Raw genomic sequence first — 24874 nt, forward strand, 5'->3', positions numbered from 1 at the left:
GAATTTGCCCTTAATCGGGACAGTCGCCGCATTCGAGCCGGGGCCATGTGGAAAAGGCAGGTTGAATCGCTTGTGCGGCTTCAGAACCGATGGTTAAGCACTTGAAAGGCATCTCAAGGAGCCCAAAGGCGACCGCCATGGCCCGCCCGCTGATCAGCCCGTCGATCCTGTCTGCCGATTTCGCCCGGCTCGGTGAAGAAGTGCGCGCCATCGACGAGGCCGGCGCCGACTGGATTCACGTCGACGTGATGGACGGGCATTTCGTGCCGAACCTCACCATCGGCCCGGCGGTGGTCAAGGCGCTGCGTCCCCACTCTGACCTGCCGTTCGACGTGCACCTGATGGTCAGTCCGGTGGACCTCTGGCTGCAGCCGTTCGCTGACGCTGGCGCCGATATCATCACCGTGCATCCGGAGGCGGGGCCTCACGTCCACCGCACCGTGCAGGCGATCAAGGCGCTGGGGAAGAAGGCTGGCATCAGCCTCAACCCCGCAACTCCGGCCAAGATGCTCGACTATCTGATCGACGAGATCGACCTCGTGCTGGTGATGAGCGTCAACCCCGGCTTCGGCGGGCAGAGCTTCATCGCCAGTCAGCTCAAGAAGATCGAGGCGGTGCGCAAGATGATCGACAGATCGGGCCGGGCAATCGACCTCGAAGTCGATGGCGGGGTCGACGCGGTGACCGCGCGGCAGTGCGTCGAAGCCGGTGCGAACGTCCTGGTTGCGGGCTCCGCCAGCTTCAAGGGCGGGCCAGCGAGCTACGCCGCCAACATTGCCGCGCTGAAGGGCGAGTGATGGACGGCGCGGCGGTTACCGGGAAACGCGCCGCCAGACAGGCCGCCAGCCTGAGCGATGCCGGCCTGAGTGGTGGGCCTGCGATCCCCTTGAACCAGCGCGACGAACCGCAAGTCGTCGAGCCGCCAAGCGAAGTCATCGAACCCGGCCGCGCGCTGGCGCTGGCTGATTTCGCTCCGCCCTCGGTGGGGCCGGGGGAGGCGCTGATCCGCCTGGCCTATCGCATGGGCGTTTCCGGTTCGACGCTGGCGCGACCGTTCGGCAAGCCGGCCCGGCCGCGCCTTCTGGCCACCGTGGACAGTCCGATCTCGGGCGACCGTGCAGTGGGCATGGCGCTGAGAGCGGGGCACTTCCTGGTTTACGGGGTCAAGGCGCCGATCGCGCAGATCGATTTCACCCCTTCCGCCCGGCTGACCCCACCGTTCGAGCGAACGGTGCACGGCTTCATGTGGCTGCGCGACTTGTGCGCTTCGGCTCCGCGCGAGCAGTGCACCGCGACTGCGGAGCGGGTGCTGACGGCATGGCTCGGCGCCAATCCGAAAACCGGCGGGAAGGGCGCCGCCTGGACCGTCGAGAACGCCGGACGGCGCTTGCTCGGCTGGCTGGTCCACGCGCCGCTGATCCTGTCGGGTGACAACGCCCGGCTGCGCAGCCGGACCCTGGCCGCGATGGAAGACACCGCCCGCTGGCTGGACCGTCACGCCGGCAAGGCGCCCGACGGGCTGGCCCAGGTCGCCGGATGGAGCGCGATCGTCGCGGCCGGGTTGCTGCTGCCCGACGGCAAGCCGCGGCGGCTGTTCGGCGAAGCGGGCCTGGTGCGTGCGCTGGGTGAACTGGTGGGCGACGATGGCGGGGTGCTGTCGCGCAGCCCGCTCGCCCAGGCCGAAGCGATCACACTCCTGATCGAACTGCGCGCGTGCTACCGCGCCGTGCGGCGCGAGCCTCCCTCTGCCATCGAAGCGATGCTGGCGATGCTGGTGCCACCGCTGCTGGGCCTGACTCACGGCGATGGCGGGCTGGGTTCATGGCAAGGGGCCGGCGCGGTGACGGCCGAGCGTATCGCTGCGCTGATCTCGGCCAGCGGGGTGCGCACGCGCCCGCTGAAGGATGCACGGCAGTGGGGTTACCAGCGCGCCACCGGCGGCAAGGCGGTGCTGCAGTTCGATGCCGCCCCGCCGCCGCTGGCCCGGCACGCGCGCAGCGGTTGCGCCTCCACCCTGGCGTTCGAACTCAGCCACGGACCGCAGCGGATCGTGGTCAACTGCGGCGGCGCGGCGTTCGCCGGGGGACAGGTGCCCGCCCGCATCGAGCAGGGCCTGCGCGGCACCGCGGCCCATTCGACACTGTCGCTGGGCGACACCAACTCGACGGCCGTGCTCCTCCACGGCAAGCTCGGCGCCGGAGTGGGCGAGGTGGAGATCGATCGCCGCATGCTCGCGCTGGAAAACGGCGGGGCGACCCGCCTGGAGGCGAGCCACGACGGCTATGTCGCGCGGCACGGGATTATCCATCGCCGCATCCTTACCTTGCGCGACGACGGGCGCGAACTGCGCGGGGACGATCTGCTGGTTCCAGCCGGCAAGAAGGGCAAGCGCGGCAAGATCGCGCTCACGATCCGGTTTCACATCGGACCGGGGATCGAGCTTGGCCTAGCGGAAAACGGCCGTGGTGCCGGTCTGGCCCTGCCGGACGGAAGTTACTGGCAGTTTCGCTGCGGGGAACTGGGCGAAGGCGTGACCTTGTCGGTCGAAGAAAGTATGTGGGTGGACGGCCAGGGTCGGCCACAGCCGATCGAGCAACTGGTGATACAGGGGCTGGTGCCGCGCGCCGGGGCCACAGTCTCGTGGCTGTTCAAGAGAATGGGATAAGCTTTTTTCCGTGACCAACGTATCGATCAAGCGGGCGCTGCTGTCTGTGTCCGACAAGGACGGGCTCGCCGCCCTGGGCTCGACTTTGGGTGACGCGGGGATCGAGCTGGTCTCCACCGGTGGCACCGCCCGGGCGCTGCGCGATGCGGGACTGATGGTGCGCGACGTATCGGACCTGACCGATTTTCCCGAGATGATGGACGGGCGGGTCAAGACACTCCACCCGGTGGTCCACGGCGGGCTGCTGGCGGTGCGCGACAACCCGGAGCACGCCGCCGCGATGGAGGCTCACGAGATTGGCGCGATCGATCTGGTGGTCGTCAATCTCTACCCGTTCGAAGCGACCGTGATGCGCGGCGCCGCGCGCGACGAGATTATCGAGAACATCGATATCGGTGGGCCGTCGATGGTGCGGTCGGCCGCCAAGAACCATCGCTATGTCACGATCATCACCGATCCGGCCGATTACGACGAATTGCTAGCCGAGTTGGGTGCCAACGACGGCGCGACGACGCTTGCCTTCCGCCAGCGCATGGCGGCCAAGGCATTCGCCGCCACCGCCGCGTATGACAGCATGATCAGCCAGTGGTTCGCCTTTGCCGACCAAGGGGAGCGGTTTCCGCCTTCCGTCAGCATGACGCGCGTGCTCGCCGGCCCGCTGCGCTATGGCGAAAACCCGCACCAGCAGGCCGCGCTGTACCTGCCCACCGGACCGCATGCGCGCGGGTTGCCGCAGGCCGAGCAGGTGCAGGGCAAGGAGCTGTCGTACAACAACTACAACGACGCCAACGCCGCGCTGGAGCTCGTCGCCGAGTTCCGGGGGCAGGACCCCGTGGTGGTGATCGTCAAGCATGCCAACCCGTGCGGGGTCGCCCAGGCGGGCACGTTGCTGGAGGCATGGCAGGGTGCGCTGGCGTGCGACGACGTGTCCGCGTTCGGCGGGATCGTCGCCACCAATGTGCCCCTTGATGGCCCCACCGCCGAAGCGATCTGCCAGATTTTCACCGAAGTGGTGGTCGCGCCCGGTGCCGACGACGCCGCCCGCGCTGCCTTCGCCCGCAAGAAGAACCTGCGCCTGTTGTTGACCGACGATCTCCCCGATCCGCGGCGCCCGGGGCAGACGCTGGCGGTGATCGCCGGGGGCATCCTGGTGCAGGATCGCGACAACGGTGCGATCACCGAAGCAGACCTCAAAGTGGTCACCCGGCGCGCGCCGACTCCACAGGAACTGAAGGATTGCCTGTTCGCGTGGACCGTCGCACGCCACGTGAAATCGAACGCGATCGTCTATGCCAAGGACGGCGTCACCGCGGGCATCGGCGCGGGCCAGATGAACCGGCGCGATTCGTCACGCATCGCGGCGATGAAGGCAGCCGAAGCCGCCGGTAAATTCGGCTGGGAACGCCCGCGCACCGTCGGCAGCGCGGTCGCGTCGGACGCGTTCTTCCCGTTTGCCGATGGTTTGCTGGCGGCAGCCGAAGCCGGCGCCACCGCGGTGATCCAGCCGGGCGGATCGATCCGCGACGACGAGGTGATCCGCGCCGCGGACGAAGCGGGCCTGGCGATGGTCTTTACCGGGATGCGTCACTTCCGCCACTGACCCGTCCGCCGCGCGGCCGCTCAGCTTACGCGACGTACTGCGCCCTGCTGATTGCCCTTCGGGTGAGGCTAAGCTTTCTGAACCCCGCGCAACCTTGCCATTAAGCATCTCGCAATTGCGCGTTCGCTAGCCATATCGGCGAGCCAAAGGAAATTCGCATGCGTCTGTTCAAGTCCGACCTCTATCGCAACCTCGGCATCGGTTTCGTCATCGGTGCCGCCATCGCGGTGTTCCAGATGGCGCTGCAGGGCGACAACGGTCTGATCTCGCAGGCCCAGGCGGCGACGCTGGAGGCCACCGCTCAGTGAGACGCGGCGCGGTCCTGATCGTTGCGGCCGGCCTGGCGCTCTCAGGCTGCCAGAGCGCGGCCCATGCCGGCGAAACCGCCGTGTCCGCACCAATGGCGCAGCGCGAAGCGGCCGAAAAAGGCCTCAAGACGGCAGTGTTCGCCGGGGGCTGCTTCTGGGGTGTCGAGGCGGTGTTCAGCCATGTGAAGGGCGTGAAGAGCGCGGTCAGCGGCTATGCCGGCGGCGCCAAAGGGGTAGCGAACTACGATGCCGTGTCCAGCGGCGTCACCGATCATGCCGAGGCGGTCAAGGTGACCTACGACCCCGCCGTCATTCGCTATGACCAGCTGCTGCGGATCTACTTTTCGGTGATCGCCGATCCCACCCTGAAGAACCGGCAGGGGCCCGACACCGGCAGCCAGTACCGCACAGCGTTGTTCCCGCAGAGCGCCGAGCAGACCAGGGTCGCCAAGGCTTATCTTGCACAGCTTTCCGGGACCAAGCTGTGGAAGGCGCCGATCGTCACGACGATCGAGAGCGGGGCGTTCTACCCGGCCGAGGCATACCATCAGGATTACGCGCTCAAGAACCCCCGGCACGGCTACATCGTGCGGTGGGATGCGCCCAAAGTCGCTGCGTTGAAAGCGATGTACCCCGGGGTGTGGCAGACCGGCTTCGTGCGGAACTGACCCCGGGCTGGCGCGCCGCGCCGGGGCGCACTACATGGTCGCCATGTCCGCTCATGATCACCGTGAACACTCGGGCGTCAGCCTCGCCCCCGCTGCGCGCGACGCGCTGATCGCCGCCGGCGAGCAGTGGACCGAACTGCGCGCCGAGGTGTTCGATGCGCTTGCCACCCACGCCACGCCAGCCAGCGCATACGACATCGCGGACGAGGTATCCGCCCGGCGCGGCAAGCGGATCGCCCCTAACTCGATCTACCGAATCCTCGACGTGTTTGTGGCGAACAACCTCGCGCTGAGGGTGGAGAGCAGCAACGCATACCTCGCCAACAACCACCCGGGTTGCCTGCACGACTGCATCTTCCTGGTGTGCGACGAATGCGGCGAAGCCACGCATATCGATGATGACGCGCTGACCGGTTCGGTCCGCGGCCTGGCGGAACGGGCCAACTTCAAGCCCGAGCGCCCGGTGATCGAGATCCGCGGATTGTGTGCCGACTGCCGTTGACGTCCGTCACGCAATCCTCATGCATCTCTCACCGCGCCTTCATCGACAGCCCCGCCGCGTGAGTGTAGGACGCCTGGCATGACATCGCGCCCCGTGACGCCCCTGCTCGACACTGTCGACACCCCCGCCGACCTCCGCCGGCTCAAGCCGGAAGACTTGCGCCAGCTGGCCGACGAGCTGCGCACCGAGATGATCAGCGCGGTGGGCTCCACCGGGGGGCACCTCGGCTCCGGCCTCGGCGTGGTCGAACTGACGGTGGCGGTCCACTATGTATTCGATACGCCGACCGACAAGCTGATCTGGGACGTCGGCCATCAGGCGTACCCGCACAAGATCCTGACCGGCCGGCGCGACCGCATTCGCACGCTGCGCCAGGGCGGTGGCCTTAGCGGCTTCACCAAGCGCAGCGAGAGCGAATACGACCCCTTCGGCGCTGCACATTCGAGCACTTCGATCTCGGCTGCGCTCGGGTTCGCCATCGCCAGCAAGCTGAAAGGTGAACCCGGCCGCGGCATCGCGGTGATCGGTGACGGCGCGATGAGCGCCGGCATGGCGTACGAGGCGATGAACAACGCCGAGGCCGCGGGCAACCGGCTGGTGGTGATCCTCAACGACAACGACATGTCGATCGCGCCGCCGGTGGGCGGTCTGTCGGCGTACCTCGCCCGGATGGTGTCCTCCAGCGAGTACCTCGGGCTGCGCAGCCTCGCCAAGCGGCTGTCCGCAAAGCTCAGCCGGCGGCTGAACCACGGCCTGGAGAAAGCCGAGGAGTTCACTCGCGGAATGGTGACCGGAGGCACCCTGTTCGAGGAATTGGGGTTCTATTACGTCGGGCCGATCGACGGGCACAATCTGGAGCACCTCATCCCGGTGCTCGAAAACGTGCGCGACAGTGAGCAGGGGCCGATCCTGGTTCACGTCGTCACCAAGAAGGGCAAGGGGTATGCTCCGGCGGAAAACTCCGCCGACAAGTACCATGGCGTCCAGAAGTTCGATGTCATCACCGGCGAACAGAAGAAAAGCGCCGGCGGTCCGCCCGCTTATCAGAACGTGTTCGGCGACACGCTGGCGAAGCTGGCCCACGACGACGACCGGATCGTCGCCATCACCGCGGCCATGCCGAGCGGCACCGGGATCGATCGTTTCGCCAAGGCGCACCCGGACCGCAGCTTCGATGTCGGCATTGCCGAACAGCATGGGGTGACGTTTGCCGCGGGGCTCGCGGCGCAGGGCATGCGTCCGTTCTGCGCGATCTATTCGACCTTTCTCCAGCGCGCGTTCGACCAGGTGGTGCACGACGTGGCCATCCAGAACCTGCCGGTGCGCTTTGCGATCGACCGGGCGGGCCTGGTCGGCGCCGATGGGGCGACGCACGCCGGATCGTTCGACGTCACCTATCTGGCCACATTGCCCAACATGGTGGTGATGGCCGCCGCGGACGAGGCCGAGCTGGTCCACATGACCTACACCGCCGCGCAGCATGACGCGGGCCCGATCGCTTTCCGCTATCCACGCGGCAATGGCACCGGGGTAGCCCTGCCCGATACGCCGCAGTTGCTGGAGATCGGCAAGGGGCGGGTGGTCCGCGAAGGAACCAAGGTCGCGCTGCTGTCGCTCGGCACCCGTCTGGCGGAGGCACTGAAGGCGGCCGACGCACTTGAAGCCAAGGGGCTGTCGACCACGGTCGCGGACTTGCGCTTCGCCAAGCCGCTCGACACCGGGTTGATCGATCGGCTGATGCGGACTCACGAAGTGGTGGTGACCGTGGAGGAAGCGGCGATCGGCGGTCTGGGCGCGCACGTGCTCACTCATGCGAGCGACGCCGGGCTGCTCGACTCCGATGGTGTAAGCGGTGGCCTCAAGATCCGCACCATGCGCCTGCCCGACGTTTTCCAGGACCACGACGATCCGGTGAAGCAGTACGACGCGGCGGGCCTCAACGCGCCGCATATCGTGGAGACGGTGCTGAAAGCGCTCCGCCACAACAGCGCGGGGGTGGAAGAGGCGCGGGCCTAGTCCAGTTCAGCGGCCATCGCGGCGGCGATCAGGGTGTCCAGGTCGCTTTCCGGCACCGGTTTCCCAGGCTTGAAGTTAAGGCAGGACTTGCCGTGCATGTGCGGGCGCAGCGCTTGCGGCATCGCCTCCACCAGTTCGGGGTGACAGTAGAGCGGCATCAGGTGCAACGCGACGTAGCGCTTGGCAATTTTCACCGAAGCCACGAACGCCGGCTTCCGGTCGGCTGCCGCCGGACGAGTGAGTTGCAGGTGATCGGCGGTATCGACCTCTGCGATGAGGCCGGTCGCATGGCGCCGTAGGATGGCTGAGATCGTGCCGAACGGTTCGCTCACGCCCCGATCCCCGCTCTAGCCAAGCCAGCGCCACGCGCCTGCAGGGATGCCGGCGGTCGGCAGGTGTGCCCATGTGATCGCCAGCCACAGTGTGACCGCGGCCAGCCAGAGCATCGCCCCAGCTTCGAAGATGCGGCCCCAGCGCGGCCAGTAGCTCGTCTGCGCTTCCCACGCGGTCCACGCCTCGCCCAGCAGCGCGGCCTTCTTGCGGTCCTGCAGGTGCGCGCCGACCAGTGCCAGGACCAGGATCGCCACGCCCACAATCACCGTCCGCCAACTCCACCACAGGACGATGTGCGAGAGAGCCCATAGCGCGAAACCCCACATCATCGGATGGCGCGTGATGGCGAACACCCCTGCAGGTGCGCGGATGACTGGTTTTGTCCTGGTGGGATTGGGAAAGGCCGGGTTGCCGCGCAACGAGCCGAGGAACAGCAGCAGAGCAGGGATCGTCAGCAGCGTCGCCGCGACCCAGCCGATCTCCCCGGAGCCCGGCAGGTCCGCGGGAGGGGCGTCGCGAAAGGCGACAATCATCCAGCCAAGGGCGGCGAACGCGACCAGGGAATAAAGCGGCAGAAACCCCCGCTCTCCCAGCCACGCCACCAGCGGAGGTCGCAGCGGGTGCGACAGCGCGAAGTGTGTGCCGACGAACGCAATGCTTGCGGCAGTCAGTGTCAGCAGCGCCGGGTCCACAATTGCTCTCCCCATGTGAACGGTGTCAACATGGGTAGCACGTCAGGCGCCGATTGCAATGAACTTGCTAATCGCCCTCAGAGACATCGAGCAGCCGAACGGTAAACAGCAAGGTGGCGCCTCCCGGGATCGGCCCTTTGCCTTTCACGCCATAGGCGCTGGTGGCCGGCGCCGCGATCTCGATGGTATCGCCCAACCCCATCTGCGGGATCGCCAGAGTCCACGCCGGAATCAGCTTGTTGAGCGGAAACGTAGCCGGATCCCCACCTTCGGACGAATCGAAGGTGCTGCCGTCGACGAAGGTGCCGGTATAGTGGACCGTGACGACGTCGGTCGGCCGGGGATGCACGCCCGCCCCGTCCCCCGCCACTCGCCGCCACAACACCCCGCCATCCAGCGCCTGCCAGCCCGGCTGCGCCGCGCGCGTGGCCAGCGCCGTCTGCTGGGCATTCATCCAGCCGATATCCTGGCTGCGGTCAGTCGGCGCAGTGACCGGCTGCGCGATCGCTGCCGCACCTGCGATCAGGGCCGCGCCGAGCGCCAGCGTGGCGCCGCTTTCGCCTGCGAACCGCCGCCTCACCAGTCGTAGGCTTTCGGCTGGTCCCGGTCGTCCAGATCACGGTAGCGGTCCTTCAGCCGGGTCTGGTGATCGTCGCGCGGTTGTTCCACGCCATCGATGAACACTCGTTCGGCGGTGCTCGACAGTTCCAGCGGATCGCCGTCCCAGATCACCACATCGCCAACCGCGCCCGGGGCGAGCACGCCCGCGCGGCCTCCCTGACCCGAGATTTCCGCCGGGACCGATGTGATTGCGGCAAACGCCTGTGCCCAGGTGAGGCCGCTTGCCCCGGGAAGCCTGGTCAGGGCCACCAGGTTGCCGGCGTATTGCTTGAGATTGCGCGGCTGATCACCGGTCGAGCCCGACAGCCCGCCCAGCGCCACCTTCACCCCGGCGGCAGCCATGCGGCCGATGTTGCTTTGCGTCGCGGCCAGCTGTTCGAACCGGGAGGGCAGGTCATCCACCGGATCGGCGATCACCGGCACCCCGGCAGCGGCGATGTCGCTCGCCACGCGCCACCCTTCGCTGACGCCGACCAGCACCAGCTTGAGGTTGGGGAATTCGCTGCGCAGCGCCAGCACCGCGCGGATGTCGGATGCGCGCTCAACCCCGACGTAGAGCGGCTGCTGCCCGCTCACCACCGGCACCAGCGCCGCCGCGTCGAACCGCGTCAGCAGCACGTCATCCCGCTCGGCATTGTTGTCGATCAGGCGGCTGTCGATGGGAATGTCATCGCCGGTGGATACCTGGCGCGGACCCCCGCCGCCGGTGATCCGGCTATCGCTGCCGTACTGCCGCGCCTCGCGCAGCGCGTTCCGCAGCACCGCATGGGCGCTTACCCGGCTGCCGCCGGCGAGTTGCGCACCGTATTCGCCCAGCGCGACCACCTGGAATGCGCGGGGACGTACAATCATGGCGGGGTCCGCTCCCAGGTCGACCACCGCGCCTTGCCCGCCGAAGATGGAACTGGCCGGGGCAGGCGAAACGCTGGCCCGAGTGATCCCGTTATTGCGGGCGACGGCGACGTGCTGGGACGCCGGGTTGAGCGCGGGCATCACGTCGAGCGCGGCGCTGAACGGCGAATTGCGCGCGCCGACGTCGTTCGATTCGCCGATGCCGTCCGCGTCCGAGAGGCCGAGCGCGGTCATGGCGGCGAACAGCCCGGGGGTAACCCACTTGCCGGTTCCGTCGATCGTCTCGACCCCGGCCGGTATCGCCACTCCTTGGCCCGCAGCGACAACCTTACCCCCGCGCACGACGACTGTTGCGCCCTGCACTGGCGCCGATCCGTCGCCGGTCGCGACGGTGGCGTTGGTGATGGCGAAGTCCTGCGCAGCGGCAGGAACCGCGAGGGCGAGCAGCGCCGCCCCAAGCGCGAGACGGGCGATCATTTCACGTCTCCTTCACCGGGCTGGCCAAGTTCGAAATCGCTCACCGGCCGGCGCTTCGGATCGAATGCGTCGAACATCAGCGCGCCGTCGATCCACACCTTCTCGGGGCGCGAATAGACGGACAACGGGTTGCCGTTCCACAGCACAACGTCGGCCATCTTGCCGCTCGCAAGGCTGCCGGTCTTCTCCGCGATGCCCATGGCGGTCGCGGGGTTGAGGGTCAGCCAGCGGATCACGGTTTCATCGGGGATCGTGATGCCGGCCCGCCGGCCCGCCGTCTGCGCCTTGGCGGCTTCCTGATTGAGGCGCTGGATGCCATTTTCGTCATCCGAGTGGATGATGGCGCAGGCGCCCGCATTATGGATTAACGCGGCGTTCTCGGGGATGCCGTCGTAGCTTTCCATCTTGAAACCGAACCAGTCGGCCCACACCGCCGAGCAGACGCCATTCTCGCGCAGCAGATCGGCGACCTTGTAGCTTTCGACCGCGTGGTGGAACGCGGTGACCTTGTACCCGGCTTCCTTTGCCATATCGAGCACGACGGCCATCTCGTCGGCGCGGTAACAGTGGTTCTGGACCAGGATCTTGCCGTCGAGCACGCCCGCAAGCGTTTCCTTGGCGAGGTCGCGCGTCTTGCGCCCATCATCCATCCACTTGCGGGCATCGATCCAGGTCTGCCGGTCGACCGCGATGTTGCCCATCCGGGTGGAGGGCTGACGTCCCTTGCTGCCATAGACCCGCTTGGGGTTCTCGCCGCACGCCATCTTCATGCCATAGGGCGCGTCGGGGAACTTCATGCCCTGCATCGTGCGCGACGGGACGTTCTTGAGCGTGACCGAGCGGCCGCCGACCAGGTTCGCCGAACCGGGCAGGATCATCAGCGAGGTGACGCCGCCGTTGGCCAGCGCGCGGCTGAACCCGGGGTCCTGCGGCCACACCGAATGTTCGACCCAGACGTCCGGCGTGGTCGGGTTGGTCGCCTCGTTGCCATCGGACAAAGCCGCGATCCCGGGCGACGGATACGCACCGAGATGCGAGTGGATGTCGATGATGCCGGGCGTGACGAATTTGCCGGTGCCGTCGATCCGGGTGTAGCCGGCCGGGATGGCTAGGTCGGCCCCGCCCACACCAACAACCTTGCCATCGGCGAACAGCACCGTGCCGCCGTCGATCCGACCGCCCGCGCCGTCGAACACCGTGGCGCCGACCAGTGCGGTGGGCGCGCCAGTATACGCGCGATAGGTCGACGGATAGGGATCCTCGTCGATCGCCGTTGACGCGCTGGAGTTATCGTTGCCACCGCCCGTGGTCGCGCAAGCGGTCAGCGCCAGCGCGCCCAGGGCCGCGCACGTCGTTCGCCAGAGTGTCATACTTCCCCCGTTGAAGTCCGGCGCGGCCGCAGTGGAGCGGCCGCGCCGGGATATCGTCTGATCAGGTGTTGCGGGTTGCCGGATGGATCCCGGCTTCCTGCGGCTCGACCCCGGCCTGGCTCTGTCCTTCAAGGTCATCGCCGACATTGTCGTCGCGCAGCGTGTCGAGATGCATCAACCGCTTGATGAGCGGGCTGATCAGCAGCACGCCGACGCCAACGCCGACCGCGACCCACCCGACGGTCGAGTAAACATCGAGCACCACGGTCTTGCCCGCTTCCTCGCCCACGCCTTCCGCGCCAGTGGCCGACGCGATCAGGCCGGCGGCAAAGTTGCCGGTGGCCGAGGCGAAGAACCAGGTGCCCATGATCAACGACGCCATGTGCGCGGGCGCCAGCCGGTTCATCGCCGACAGGCCGACCGGGCTAAGGCACAGCTCTCCGGTGGTGTGGAGCAGGTAGATCAGGAAGATGAAGATCACCGGCGTCGGCACGTCGATGCCCACCGAGCTGGCGCCCCACACGAGCACCAGGAAGCCGAGCCCGACCTGGATCACGCCGAGGCCGAACTTGAACGGAGTGGACGGCTCCAACCCCTTGCGGCCAAGCACGGTCCATACCGTCGCGAAGACGGGCGCGAGGAGGATGATGTAGATCGCGTTGATTGACTGGAATACCGATGCCGGCACCCCGCCGCGATCGACGTGACGGTCGGTGAACAGGTTGAGGCTCGATCCCGCCTGCTCGAACAGCGCCCAGAAAATGATCGACGCAAGGATCAGGAACATGGCCGCGAAGATCCGGTCGCGATCATGGGGTTCAAGCTTGGTGACGGCCGTGAACAATACGTACAGCACCAGCAAGCCGCCGAAGATGCCCAGCAGCCAGCCGACGACCGACTGGTTCTGCACGAGCACCCAGGCCAGCGCGACCAGCGCCAGGCCGACACCGTACATCGACCATTCGCGGCTCTTGGCCAGCGCCTTGGGAGGCTCACCCCGGCCCAGCAGCAGGCCGCGGCCGAGCACGAACACGATCAGGCCGGCGAGCATGCCGATCCCGGCCAGGCCGAAGCCGTACGACCAGCCATAGGTTTCACCGATGTAGCCGCACAGCAGCGAGCCGAGCGCCGCGCCGAGGTTAATGCCCATGTAGAAGATCGTGTAGGCGCCATCGCGCCGTACGTCGGTGCGCGGATATAGCTGGCCGACGATCACCGAGATGTTCGCCTTGAGGAAGCCCGAGCCCACGATGATCAGCGCCAGCGCAAGCCAGAACACGCTGATGACCGGATTGTCGGTGTGACCCGCGCCAGCCTCGCCTTCGAAGGCCATGAAGAAGTGGCCCAGCGTCAGCAAGACCGCACCGAACTGCACCGCCTTGCGTTGCCCCAGGTACCGGTCGGCCAGATAGCCGCCCACCACCGGGGTAATGTAGACCAACGCGGTGTAGGCGCCGTAGATGACGCCGGCTTCGCTGTCGGAATAGAGCCAGTGCTTGGTCAGGTAGAAGATCAGCAGCGCGCGCATGCCGTAGTAGGAGAACCGTTCCCACATCTCGGCGAAGAAGAGCATGAACAGGCCCTTCGGATGCCCCAGAAACGTGCCGGCGCTATCGCCGTGCGGAAGCTGCTGTGTAGCCATGTATAGCTTGCCCTCATGTACCCTGGCGGAGCGCGATCTGTCGCCGCTGACCGCCCGAAAAAGATGACCTAGCCTAGCGGCTTGCTCGCTCATGTGAAGCAATTGTTTCACCCGCAACCGCTCTCGCCGCGAGGCGGGGAACTTGACGCGCTGCGCTGTATTATGTCACTGACGCACCTGGAAATCGAGGATGTCTCATGACTCAGCAGAGCCGACCGGTGTACCTGAGGCTGCGTGACCTAGTCGCGGCCGCGATCATGGACGGACGCTATCGCGAAGGCGAAATGCTGCCGTCGGTACGCGCTTTGGCCGCTGAACAGGGAGCCAACCCCCTCACGGTCGCCAAGGCGTACCAGCAGTTCCAGGCGGATGGGCTGATCGAGGTGCAGCGGGGCGTTGGAATGTATGTCGCGGCAGGCGCGGCGGACAGGCTGCGGAGCGCGGAGCGATCGCGCTTTCTTGACGAGGAGTGGCCCGAGCTCAAGGCGCGGATGCGCCGGCTCGGTCTGGACGCGGCGCAGTTGCTGGCGGACGCCTGACCGGCTGCAAACTGTCCGTTGCGCAGCCGGCGTGCCTCTGCCAGATTGCGGGAATTGGTTCGAGCTCGTCGCGCTCGGTGACTGGCTCGGGAGATGCGCACATGATCAGGTCGGAGCTGCTACAGGCGCTGGGTCGGGAAAATCCCGATCTGCGAGCCGAAGAGGTCGAGCAGGTGGTCGACACCTTCTTTGACGAAATCGCCAAGCGCCTGGCCGAAGGCGGCCGGGTCGAATTGCGCGGGTTCGGCGCCTTCTCCACCCGTGAGCGCGGCGCCCGCAAGGGCCGCAATCCGCGAACCGGAGAAGCGGTGGAAGTGCCCGCGAAGAAGGTTCCGTACTTCAAGCCGGGCAAGGAAATGCGCCGCGTCGTCAACGACGACTGACAACTTCGCCGCCGCGAATTGCTCCTGCGCCCGTGCCGCGCTAGCGCAAACGCTGCGCGGGCGTGGCGGAATGGTAGACGCCGGGGACTTAAAATCCCCTGAGCCTTGCTCGTGTGGGTTCGAGTCCCACCGCCCGCACCACCCCTAAACGTTTGCCTCCATGTTGAGCGAGAGTACGCAGGCTTCCGCTAACCTGCTCTTTACCCGTGCCAGAGCAATGACATGGCCGGTTCCCGGTCACGCCGGAACCACTGCGGCAGGGGTGTCGTGCCAGGGGGATGAGCGATGGAGCAGGGGCGTATCAGCGTGCCGCACGAGGGGGCACCCACGGTGTGCGAGCCGGTGTGTGAAGAGCGCACGGCGCCGCGCTTCACGCTGCTTATCCGCGCGGCCAAGGTGGTCACGCCCGCTGGCGAATTCATCTGCGTGATCCGCGATGTCTCGCAAAGCGGCGTGTCGCTCCGCGGCTTTCACGCGTTGCCCGAAGGTGGCCCCCACTGGCTCGAACTGCAAACCGGCGAGCGCTATGCCATCGAGCCGGTCTGGAGCCGGGGTCTGGAGGCCGGGTACCGGTTCGCCGGCGCGGTCGATGTCGCCACGCTGATCGCCGAGGCTGGGCGCTATCCCAAGCGGCGGCTGCGCCTCAACATCGGGTTGGAGGTCGAACTGGCGTTTCTCGGGGGGCGGGTCCGGGCCGATGTGATCAACCTGTCTCAGCAGGGCGCCCGCATCGAGTGCGACACCCTGCTAGCGCTCGACCAGCCGCTGCGCCTGTGTTCGGGGCTGCTGCCCGAAGTCCGGGCACGGGTTCGCTGGCGCAGCAAGCGCGAATACGGCCTGGTGTTCGACGATACCTTCACCCTCAGTCAACTGGCCACTTTCGCGGCGGGAGTGCAGGCACCGGCCCTGCTCGCCCAGCCAGCCTGTGCGGCCGCGCTGCGCCGCTAAACCCGAGGCGGCGCGGGACGGGACTGCCTTTACCGCCCGGTAACCATTAAACTTCATCCTCGGCCAATCGAACCGGGGGGATTTCGGTGCAACCGAGCAAAGTGACCATCATCACCGCGAACCCAGCCGCGCGCTGGTACTTCCGGAGCGCGGCATGACCTTGTTCGTCGAGCGACGCCGGCCGATGTTTTCCGCCGAGTTGGCCGCGCGAGTAACCCTCGCCTGGACGATGATCGCTGCCCTGTTGCTGGTCACCAACCTGCCCGGCATCCTGGCGCATGACACCCCCGCTGCTGGTGAAAGCGTGCGCTTGGTCGCTGCGCTTCGTCCGCTGCTCGGCTCCTCCGCCGCAACCTGGGCGGCGCTCATCCTGGCGCCGCTGATCTTGCTCTTTGCGTGCCTGATCCTGATCGGGCGGATCGCCGGGCGCATCATGGGCGATGAAGTCGCCCTGCTTGCGTGCCTGGCGTTTGCATTCTGCGTTCCCGTGATCGAGCATTTCCGGCCCATGCAGATCGACCACTATGGCGGTCAGATCGCCTGTGTCCTGCTCGCCATGAACGGACTGATGGCCCGCTCGGCGCGAGTCGGCGGTTGGCTGGTTGGCAGCGCGCTGGCGCTCGGACTGTCTATTTCGATCGAGGGGCTGCCGCTGGCCGTCGCGGTGCTGGGAGTTCTGGCGGGGCGCTGGCTGGGCAACCGGGCCGAACGCCAATGGCTGGTCAGCTCCCTGCAGGCCCTGGCGGCTTCCACTGCGGTCCTCCTCCTGCTCGGCGGGGGGGCGCCCGGTGTCATCGCCGCCTGCAACGCCATCTCGCTGATGCATCTGGCCATGTTTGCATGGGGCGCGGCGGTCGTGACCGTCTGTTCCGCGCTGGGCCCGCAGCCGCGCTTGATCGTGAGCACTGGATTTGCACTGGTCGTTGGCGGGGCGTTGGCGATCGTGTCGCAAATGGCTCCGCAGTGCCTCGCCAATGGTCCGGATTCCGCCCTCCCGATCTGGCAGCAACCGATCCCGACGGTCGTCCAGATGGTTCTTCCGCCAGCGATCGCGATCTGGGCGGCGACCAAAATGGCCGGCCGCGCGTCAAGCTGGCTGCGCGGGTGGTGGCTGCAGTATGCGGTTCTGCTGTCCGCGGCGTTCGTCATCAGCATCTTCGATTCGCGCGCCGGCGCGGTAGCGGGAGCACTGGCCGCCATCCCGCTCGGCTGGCAGGTGCGCGAATGGCTTCGCCGCGTGCGGCGGGTCCGGCGCCCCGCAAAGCGCGCGCTCGGCTACGGCAGCGTGGTGTTCGCGCTCGTGCCGGCCGCCCCGGCGTTTTTGCTCGCCACCGCGATGACCGGCTGAGCCACACCTTTCGTCGGGTGCATTGGCACCCCGGTCGAGCCTGCGATTGCCCTCATCATGCGCGCAGTCTATGGGCGACGGGCTCCAACTCGCGCGCAGAGACCGAATGCGCGCACTACACACGTGAGCCCTTTAGGCATGGTGGGATGAACTACGAGACGACCCTCGAAGCGCAGGATGGGGAGCGCTACCCGCTCGAAGGCGACGCCGATCTCTCGGCAGTGCCGGGCGAGGATGCGGCTCCGGGCCGCCGCAAGTACGCGGTCATCGCGATCGTCCTGGCGATTGCGCTGGTCGCGGCGTTCTTCCTGCTCAGCGGCGGCGAGGAGGAGGATCCTTTCGCCGTGGCCGACGCAGGCCAGGTTCCGCTGGTCAGCGTGGTGACGCCCGGACGGGCGACCATCGCGGGCACGATCCAGGCGACGGGAACGCTGTCCGCTCGGCGCGAACTGCCGGTCGGCTCCGTGGGCGAAGGGGGCCGCGTGGTCTCCGTCCCGGTCGACGAAGGTCAGTGGGTGCGCCAGGGCCAGGTGCTCGTATCGATCGACCGCTCGGTGCAGGTCCAGCAGATCGAGGGGGCGCGCGCCCAGATCGGCGTGGCGCAGGCCGATCTCAATCTGGCCCAGGCCAATCTCGACCGCGCGCTCAAGCTGGTCGACCGCGGCTTCATCTCGCGCGCAGATGTCGATCGGTTGACGGCGACCCGCGATGCGGCCCGTGCGCGGGTGTCCGTCGCCCGGGCGACCCTGGGCGAATTGCAGGCCCGCACCGCGCGGCTCAACATCTATGCACCTGCTTCGGGCCTCATCCTGACGCGCGCCGTGGAACCGGGGCAGACTGTCGGCGCAGGCGGCACGCCGCTGTTCACCATTGCGCAGGGCGGGGAAATGGAACTGGCCGCGCTGTTGAGCGAAGAAGACCTGGCGCGGGTTGCCGTCGGCCAATCGGCCGTGGTGACCCCGGTATCGAGCGACAAGAGCTTCACCGGGCAGATCTGGCAGATCAGCCCGACCATCAGCGAGCAGAGCCGCCAGGGCGAGGCGCGTATCGCGCTGGCCTATGCGCCGGGATTGCGGCCAGGCGGTTTCGCCTCGGCCGTGCTCAACAGCGGCACGGTTGTCGCCCCGCTACTGCCCGAATCGGCGATCCAGTCGGATGACAAGGGGCGCTTCGTCTATGTCGTCGACAACAAGAACCAGGTCCGCCGGCGTGCGGTCAGGACCGGCATCGTCACGGCGGACGGCGTGGCCATCACCGAAGGCCTGAGTGGCAACGAGCGGGTGGTCCTGCGCGCGGGCGGGTTCCTGGCCGATGGCGACAAGGTCAAGCCGCAGCGCGCCAGCTGAGCAGCGGGATACCCAACAAGCATGCGCAACATCTCAGCCTGGTCGATTCGCAATCCGGTCATCCCGATCGTGCTGTTCATCGGGCTGTGCATCGCCGGCATCGTGTCGTTCATCCGTATGGACGTGAACCAGATGCCGGATGTCGAGTTTCCGGGCGTCATCGTCACCATCTCGCAGCCTGGCGCCGCGCCGAGCGAGATCGAGACCCAGATCACGCAGAAGGTTGAAGCCGCCGCGCGCTCGATCAGCGGGGTGGAGGAAATCTCCTCCACCGCGTCGGAAGGCAATTCGCAGACCCTGGTCCAGTTCGAGATCGGCGAGGACGTCGACGAGGCGGTCAACGAGGTCAAGAACGCGATCGACCAGATCCGCAGCGACCTTCCCGAAGGAATCCTCGAGCCGCGCGTGTTCAAGGTGGAAGCCGGCGGCGGCGGCTCGATCGCGTACTTCGCGGTCAGTGCCGACGACATGACGATCGAGCAGCTGAGCTGGTTCATCGACGATACCGTGGCAAAGGAACTGCTGGCGGTCGAAGGCGTCGCCACGGTCAGCCGGGCGGGCGGCGTGGATCGCGAGATCAGCGTCGTGCTCGACCCTGCGCGCATGCAGTCGCTCGGGGTCACCGCGCGCGATCTCAACAATGCACTGCGCGCCACCAATACCGACGCGGCGGGCGGTCAGGCCGAGATCGGCGGCTCGCGCCAGTCGGTCCGCGTCCTCGGCAACGCCAAGACAGCATTCGATCTGTCGAACACGCGGATCAACCTCGGCAACGGGCGCACGGTCAAGCTGTCCGACGTCGCGACCGTCACCGATGGCTTCTCTGAAAAGACGCGGACCGCCAAACTGAAGGGGCGCGAAGTCGTCACCTTCGGCTTCGAGCGGTCGCGGGGCGCGTCCGACGTGACCGTCTACGACGAATCGATGAAGAAGCTGGAGGCGATCGAGAAGGCGAACCCGCAGATTCACTTCACGCGCCTCTATACGGAAGTGAACTACACCAAGGGGCAGTACGCCAGCTCGATGGAGGCTCTGGTCGAAGGCGCGGTGCTGGCGATCGTGGTGGTGTTCCTGTTCCTGCGCGACTGGCGGGCCACGCTGATCAGCGCGATTGCCATTCCGCTGTCGGCAATTCCCACGTTCTGGTTCATGGACCTGATGGGCTTTACGCTCAACTTCCTCTCCCTGCTGGCCCTCAGCCTGGTCGCGGGGGTGCTGGTCGACGATGCGATCGTGGAGATCGAGAACATCGTGCGCCACATGCGCATGGGCAAAAGCGCCTATCAGGCATCGATCGACGCGGCCGACGAGATCGGGCTGGCGGTGGTCGCCACCACTTTCTCGATCGTCGCTGTGTTCCTGCCGGTCGGGCTGATGCCGGGCGTCTCGGGGCAGTTCTTCAAGGCGTTCGGCCTCACGGTCGTGGTCGCGGTGCTGATGAGCCTGGCGGTCGCGCGCCTGATTACCCCGATGGTCGCGGCTTATTTCCTGAAGGCGCACGGCGCGGCGGAGCACGGCGAAGGCCGGGCGATGGACTGGTACATGAAAGTCCTGCGCTGGACTCTCGACGGCCGGCGGAGCCAGGAATTGCGTTCGCGCATCCAGCGGGTTCCCGGCAAGTGGTGGTACGGCACGGCCGCGATCCTGCCGATCCTTCTTGTGCTCGGCGTAGGCGGGTACGTTGGATATTTGGCTGGAGAAGCGCTATCTGCCGTGATCCCGACGATCCTGGCGATCCTCGTCGCTCCGTTCGTCGCCTTCGGCGTAGCGTATCTAGTCGGCCGCGGGCTGCAGATCGTCGTCGGTTGGCTGGGCGGTTTCGGGGCTTGGTATCGCGTTCTCGTCGATCGCTTCGGCGCGCGCATGCGCGATCACCGGTTCTTCGCCTTCCTGCTGGGGGTGTACGCGCTGGTGGTCACCTTCGGCATGCTCGCGACCCTGCCGCAGCAGTTCCAGCCAAACGAAAACCAGGACACCAGCCGGGTCACGATCGAGATGGTCCCGGGGACTACGCTGGAACAGACGCTGGTCGTCGCGGACAAGGTCACCGCCATCCTCGAAGCGCAACCTGAGGTCGAGCGGGTCATGGAGAGTGTCCGCGAGGGTAACGCCACGCTGTTCGCCGCGCTGGTCGAAGCCACCGAACGCGAGGCGACCAGCACCGACTTCGAACGTCGCCTTGCACCCAAGTTGCAGACAATCGCCGACGCGCGAGTGAGCTTCCAGTCGCCCAACAACGGTGGCGGCGGTGGCGGCTCGGGCCGCGACGTGTCGATCATGCTGTCGGGTTCGAACACCGAACTCCTGGAAAGCACCGCGCAGACCCTGGTCGAGCAGATGCGCACGGTGCCGGGTGTACTCGCGCCGCGCATCGCGGCCGACTTGCAGCGGCCTGAACTGGTCGTGGTTCCAAGGCTGGACCTCGCGGCCCAGCTGGGGGTGACCACGGCCGCGCTCAGCCAGACGATCCGCATCGCCACCTTGGGCGAAATCGACCAGAACGCAGCCAAGTTCTCGCTGTCGGATCGCCAGGTGCCGATCCGGGTGAAGCTGCCGCGCGCTTCGCGGCAGGACCTCTCGACGATCGAGAACCTGCCCGTCCCAACCACATCGGGCGGCTACGTGCCGCTTAGCCGGGTGGCGGAGATCCGCTTTGGCGCTGGGCCGACGCAGATCCAGCGGTTCAACCAGTCGCGCCGCGTGTTCGTCGGCGCCGATCTGGGCGAAGGCGTGGTGAAGGGGCCGGTCAGCCAGGCGATCCAGAAGCTGCCGATCATGCAGAACCTGCCGCAGGGCGTGTCCAACGCGCCGGTCGGCGAGGACAAGTTCATGATGGAGATGCTGACCAATTTCGCCATCGCGGTGGTCAGCGGCATCTTCCTGGTCTTCGCGGTGCTGGTGCTGCTGTACAAGCGCTTCGTATCGCCGCTCGTCAACATGACCTCGCTGCTGCTGGCGCCGCTCGGCGGGGTGCTGGCGCTGGCCCTGTATGGCGAGCCGATCTCGATGCCGGTGTACATCGGGCTGCTGATGCTGCTGGGGATCGTCGCCAAGAACTCCATCCTGCTGATCGACTTTGCGATCGAGGAAATGGCCCACGGGGTGCCCAAGCGCGCGGCGATCATCGACGCCGGACACAAGCGCGCTCAGCCGATCGTGATGACCACCGTCGCGATGACCGCCGGCATGGTGCCCACCGCGCTGTCGCTGTCGGGCGACGGCGCGTGGCGCGCCCCGATGGGCGTGGTGGTGATCGGCGGCCTGATCCTGTCGACGTTGCTCACTCTCGTCCTGATCCCAGCCGGCTTCAGCCTGGCTGACGGGTTCGAGAAGCGGGTTGGCCCGTGGCTGCGGACCCGGTTCCTGACGTACAAGCCGGGGGACGAGAACCAGATCACCCCGCCCCGGGCCGGCGTGGAAGGCCTGCCCGCCGAGTGACCGGCGAAACTCCCCCGGCTCCCCTGCGTTGGCGGAGGATGGGGGGCATCCCGACCACACCCGATCGCGCGCGGATCATGCGCCGCACCGCCACCGGCCTGCTGGTAGCGATGGCGGCGCTGTTCGTCATTTCGGGCCAGTGGGTTGAGGTGCACCCCGCCTGGGGCTTCGTGCGCGCCTTTGCCGAAGCGGCGATGATCGGCGGCCTTGCCGACTGGTTCGCGGTGACGGCGCTGTTTCGCCGCCCGCTTGGCCTGCCGATCCCGCACACGGCGATCATCCCGGAAAACAAGGACCGCATCGCCGATACGATGGCGTCGTTCCTGCAGGACAACTTCCTGACCCCCGCAGTGGTGGCGCGGCGGATGCAGGACATGAACCTCGCCCGCGCCGCTGGCGAATACCTGGCGGCGCCATCGCAGGGCGAGACCGGCGCTCGCCTGCGCGCTGGGGCGGGCGAACTGCTGGCCGAGTTTCTCGAATCGCTCGATCCCGAACGGTTGGGCACGCAGGTGCGCGGCGGGCTCAAGGCGCTGGCTGCGAAGGTCGAGGTCGCGCCGCTGCTGGGCCAGATGCTGACCGCGGCCATCGCCGACAAGCGCCACCTGCCGCTGATGGATTCGGCCATCCGCTGGGCCGGGCTGACGATCGAGGCCAACGAAGGGCTCATCCGCGCGATGATCCACGACAAGGCCAACGGCCTGGTCCGCTGGACCGGCCTCGACGAGCGGCTGGCGAACGCCGTGCTCGACGGGCTGTACAAGCTGCTTGCCGAAGTCCTGATCGATCCGGCGCATCCGCTGCGCGGAAAGCTTGACGAGGGGCTCGCCAAGCTCGCGAACGACCTTCTCCACGACGCCGAGACCCGCGAGAAGATCGAGCGGATGAAGAACGAGCTGCTCGACAACCCGGCGGTATCGACCTGGTGGATCGGAGTGTGGGAGCGGATCCGAACCAGCCTGATCAAGACCGCGCGCGAACCCGGCGGCGGGCTCGGCGGGCAACTGACCCAGAGCCTGGCGGAGCTCGGCAAGGTGCTGCGGGACGATCCGCGCATGCAGCTGCAGCTCAACCGCTTCGCGCGCCGCACCGCCGTCGGCGTTGCCACACGTTATGGCGGGCAGATCGTGCGTCTGGTGTCGGAGACAGTCCGCCGGTGGGACGCACGCACGGTGACCGACCGGATCGAAGGGGCGGTGGGCCGGGACCTCCAGTTCATTCGTCTGAACGGGACCATCGTGGGCGGACTGGCGGGAGTGGCGATCCACGCCGCCGACGTGCTGCTGTGACGGATCGCCCCGTACTGGTCACCGACCGGCTGGAGCTATGGCGACCGCAAGCATCCGATGAGCCGGAGCTGTTCGCCCTGATGCAGGCGCCTGGCGTATGGCGCCATTTCGGTCGGCCAGCCGAGCGCGCGGACCATGTCACCCGGTTCCTGCGCAACGCCGGTTCCTGGCCCTTGCATGGCTACGGCTCGTTCGCCGTGCGCCTGCGGGACCAACAGCCCCTCATCGGCAACTGCGGCGTGTTCTATTCGTGGCGGGGGTTGGGCGAGGACTTCGACGACCGGCCCGAGGCCGGCTGGATCGTGGGCGAGGCCTACTTTGGCCAAGGCATCGCGCACGAAGCCATGGCGGCCATCCTCGAATGGTTCGATCACACGCAGGGTCCGCGAGAGGTCGTCGCCATGATTGCGCCCGCCAACGTCCCGTCGATCCGTTTGGCCGGGAAGCTGGGTTTCGTGCCTACGCGACTGGCGCAGCTGCCGGCTACTGCTGAGGACGTGCAATTGTTCCAGCGGGCGCCTGGGGGGTAGTCTCGCGCGCAGGTGCGGGGGCGGCGCTCGGTTGAGGCGCGGGTATCGGCCGCACCACTTCGATCGACCAGTCGGGATAGGCAGCGCGCACCGCCGCAGCTGGGTCGGCGGCGCCGCTGTCCTGTTCCTCGTCCTCATCGCCGGGTGTGAGCCGCACGGCGGCATCCCGGCGCTCGGCGTCAATCAGCACCTCCGCTGGGTCGATGGCAAAGGACACCGCCAGTGCGGCGCGCACACGCTGCGCCTCACGGGCGGTCAGGGCACTTTCGCGCGCGGCGGCTGCCTGTGCAAGGCGCTGGCTTTCCGCTTCAGCGGTACCGTTGCGCAGCTGGATGACCGACACGCGGGTGCTGTTCCCCAGCTCGTCGCGCGCGAGCTTGCCGAAAGATTTCTCCAGGCCGGGGGCAAAAGCGGGCGCGATCACCACCGCAGTCACCCCTGGCCGGCGGGACTGGTAATCGACATCGAAGCGATCGATCGTTGCCGCGGGGCCGATCATCTTCTCCAGCGAATCCCGCAACACGGTGGTGGTCCGCGCCTCGCGCACGATGGCGGAGAGGCTGAAGGCGAGCGGGATCGCCAGGATCGCGAGGGCGGCCAGGATGCCTCCGCTCTGGATCCAGGTCTGGCGCGGAGACAGTCCGGTGCCGAAGCCGTTGAAGCGCGCCACGACCGTCGCCATGAACGCGATCGCGGCGGTGTTGGTGATGTAGAGCAGAAGCGCGCCGCCGGCATATTCGTATCGCCCCAACGCCAGACCCCAGCCCACGGTCGCCAGCGGAGGGATCAGGGCGGTGGCGATGGCGACGCCCACGAGGGTGGCGGAGAACTTGCGGAGCAGCGCATAGGCCCCGGCGACCCCGCCGAAGATCGCGACCATCAGGTCGAGCAGGCTGGGCCGCACGCGCGCGAGCAGGGCGGGGGTCGCATCGGTGATCGGCGACAGCACGGTCAGCAGCAGCGCGACGAGGATCGCGGCGCCGGTGCCGATGCCAAGCGTCTGCAGCGAACGCCGCAGCAGCCGTCCGTCGAAAGTCGCCAGGGCAAACCCGAAACCCATGATCGGCGCCAGCAGCGGTGAGATCAGCATGGCACCGATCACCACCGGGGCCGAATCCATCAGCAAGCCAAGATGGGCGATCGCCGTCGACAGGACGATCTGCAGCAGATAGCCGCGGGTCAGGCGGGCGTCGCGCGCGATCGCGGCGATTGTCGCCGCGCGGCCATGTCCCTTCTTGCCGACCCCGGCGAACGCTCCGCCTCGGCGGCTAGCCTCGAGACGCTGCTCGCCCGCCGGGATGCTCACG

Annotated in this window: 22 protein-coding genes and 1 tRNA gene; 16 read left to right on the forward strand and 7 right to left on the reverse strand. The window is 67.3% G+C overall.

Going from position 1 to position 24874, the window contains the following annotated elements; all coding sequences use genetic code 11:
• The first annotated feature begins 137 nt into the window (after positions 1-137).
• From rpe to dxs, 7 genes are all read left to right on the forward strand, one after another.
• Positions 138-797 (forward strand): ribulose-phosphate 3-epimerase, encoded by a 660-nt coding sequence (rpe, locus tag E0504_RS00710; protein ID WP_131620948.1) that lies wholly within the window; start codon positions 138-140, stop codon positions 795-797.
• The gene (locus tag E0504_RS00715; protein ID WP_131620950.1) at positions 797-2665 is read left to right on the forward strand and encodes a heparinase II/III family protein; all 1869 of its coding nucleotides are present in this window, start codon (positions 797-799) and stop codon (positions 2663-2665) included. Before rpe ends, E0504_RS00715 begins: the two co-directional genes overlap by 1 nt.
• Positions 2666-2675: 10 nt before the next feature.
• Entirely contained in the window at positions 2676-4265 is a 1590-nt protein-coding gene (purH, locus tag E0504_RS00720; protein ID WP_131620952.1) for a bifunctional phosphoribosylaminoimidazolecarboxamide formyltransferase/IMP cyclohydrolase, read from the forward strand.
• Positions 4266-4423: 158 nt separating this feature from the next.
• A complete protein-coding gene (locus E0504_RS50150) occupies positions 4424-4573 on the forward strand; it encodes a hypothetical protein (RefSeq protein ID WP_165938362.1) in 150 nt (49 codons plus the stop codon).
• Entirely contained in the window at positions 4570-5241 is a 672-nt protein-coding gene (gene msrA, locus E0504_RS00725; protein ID WP_207912049.1) for a peptide-methionine (S)-S-oxide reductase MsrA, read from the forward strand. The genes E0504_RS50150 and msrA overlap by 4 nt, the downstream gene beginning before the upstream one ends.
• A gap of 34 nt (positions 5242-5275) precedes the next feature.
• Positions 5276-5743 carry a Fur family transcriptional regulator gene (locus E0504_RS00730; RefSeq protein ID WP_131620954.1) on the forward strand — a complete coding sequence of 156 codons (468 nt, stop codon included), beginning with the start codon at positions 5276-5278 and terminating at the stop codon, positions 5741-5743.
• Between the two features lie 78 nt (positions 5744-5821).
• Positions 5822-7759, forward strand: coding sequence for a 1-deoxy-D-xylulose-5-phosphate synthase (gene dxs / locus E0504_RS00735; protein WP_131620955.1), 1938 nt, complete (start codon positions 5822-5824; stop codon positions 7757-7759).
• Here the strand turns inward: dxs and E0504_RS00740 are convergent.
• The 6 genes from E0504_RS00740 to E0504_RS00765 all read right to left on the reverse strand — a co-directional run bounded on the left by E0504_RS00740 (position 7756) and on the right by E0504_RS00765 (position 13746).
• Positions 7756-8091, reverse strand: coding sequence for a hypothetical protein (locus E0504_RS00740; protein WP_131620956.1), 336 nt, complete (start codon positions 8089-8091; stop codon positions 7756-7758). The two genes, dxs and E0504_RS00740, sit on opposite strands and share 4 nt — an antisense overlap.
• A gap of 15 nt (positions 8092-8106) precedes the next feature.
• Positions 8107-8784 (reverse strand): NnrU family protein, encoded by a 678-nt coding sequence (locus tag E0504_RS00745; RefSeq protein WP_207912050.1) that lies wholly within the window; start codon positions 8782-8784, stop codon positions 8107-8109.
• 67 nt (positions 8785-8851) lie between these two features.
• Positions 8852-9364, reverse strand: coding sequence for an FKBP-type peptidyl-prolyl cis-trans isomerase (locus E0504_RS00750; protein ID WP_207912051.1), 513 nt, complete (start codon positions 9362-9364; stop codon positions 8852-8854).
• Positions 9361-10734 carry an amidohydrolase family protein gene (locus E0504_RS00755; RefSeq protein ID WP_131620959.1) on the reverse strand — a complete coding sequence of 458 codons (1374 nt, stop codon included), beginning with the start codon at positions 10732-10734 and terminating at the stop codon, positions 9361-9363. The genes E0504_RS00750 and E0504_RS00755 overlap by 4 nt, the downstream gene beginning before the upstream one ends.
• Positions 10731-12104: an amidohydrolase gene (locus tag E0504_RS00760; RefSeq protein WP_131620961.1), complete on the reverse strand. Its 1374-nt coding sequence runs from the start codon at positions 12102-12104 to the stop codon at positions 10731-10733. The genes E0504_RS00755 and E0504_RS00760 overlap by 4 nt, the downstream gene beginning before the upstream one ends.
• Before the next feature lie 61 nt (positions 12105-12165).
• Complete coding sequence (locus tag E0504_RS00765; RefSeq protein WP_131620963.1) at positions 12166-13746, reverse strand: peptide MFS transporter; 1581 nt, start codon at positions 13744-13746, stop codon at positions 12166-12168.
• Positions 13747-13943: 197 nt separating this feature from the next.
• Between E0504_RS00765 and E0504_RS00770 the strand changes: the two genes are divergently transcribed.
• The 9 genes from E0504_RS00770 (at position 13944) to E0504_RS00810 (ending at position 23567) form a co-directional block, all read left to right on the forward strand.
• Positions 13944-14285: a GntR family transcriptional regulator gene (locus tag E0504_RS00770; RefSeq protein WP_131620965.1), complete on the forward strand. Its 342-nt coding sequence runs from the start codon at positions 13944-13946 to the stop codon at positions 14283-14285.
• Positions 14286-14386: 101 nt separating this feature from the next.
• Positions 14387-14668 carry an integration host factor subunit beta gene (locus tag E0504_RS00775; protein ID WP_131620967.1) on the forward strand — a complete coding sequence of 94 codons (282 nt, stop codon included), beginning with the start codon at positions 14387-14389 and terminating at the stop codon, positions 14666-14668.
• Positions 14669-14724: 56 nt separating this feature from the next.
• Positions 14725-14809, forward strand: a tRNA-Leu gene (locus E0504_RS00780).
• Positions 14810-14953: 144 nt separating this feature from the next.
• A complete protein-coding gene (locus E0504_RS00785) occupies positions 14954-15616 on the forward strand; it encodes a PilZ domain-containing protein (RefSeq protein ID WP_131620969.1) in 663 nt (220 codons plus the stop codon).
• Positions 15617-15770: 154 nt separating this feature from the next.
• Entirely contained in the window at positions 15771-16964 is a 1194-nt protein-coding gene (locus tag E0504_RS00790) for a hypothetical protein (protein WP_131620970.1), read from the forward strand.
• Positions 16965-17110: 146 nt separating this feature from the next.
• Positions 17111-18310: an efflux RND transporter periplasmic adaptor subunit gene (locus E0504_RS00795; protein ID WP_131620972.1), complete on the forward strand. Its 1200-nt coding sequence runs from the start codon at positions 17111-17113 to the stop codon at positions 18308-18310.
• 21 nt (positions 18311-18331) lie between these two features.
• Positions 18332-21748, forward strand: coding sequence for an efflux RND transporter permease subunit (locus E0504_RS00800; RefSeq protein ID WP_131620974.1), 3417 nt, complete (start codon positions 18332-18334; stop codon positions 21746-21748).
• A gap of 38 nt (positions 21749-21786) precedes the next feature.
• Positions 21787-23037 (forward strand): DUF445 domain-containing protein, encoded by a 1251-nt coding sequence (locus E0504_RS00805; protein ID WP_207912052.1) that lies wholly within the window; start codon positions 21787-21789, stop codon positions 23035-23037.
• A complete protein-coding gene (locus tag E0504_RS00810) occupies positions 23034-23567 on the forward strand; it encodes a GNAT family N-acetyltransferase (RefSeq protein WP_131620975.1) in 534 nt (177 codons plus the stop codon). Before E0504_RS00805 ends, E0504_RS00810 begins: the two co-directional genes overlap by 4 nt.
• Here E0504_RS00810 and E0504_RS00815 read toward each other — a convergent pair.
• The gene (locus tag E0504_RS00815; RefSeq protein ID WP_131620977.1) at positions 23521-24873 is read right to left on the reverse strand and encodes a DUF389 domain-containing protein; all 1353 of its coding nucleotides are present in this window, start codon (positions 24871-24873) and stop codon (positions 23521-23523) included. The genes E0504_RS00810 and E0504_RS00815 overlap by 47 nt on opposite strands.
• Between the last annotated feature and the right edge of the window lies 1 nt (position 24874).

It is taken from the genome of Parafrankia sp. BMG5.11 (genome assembly GCF_004337455.1).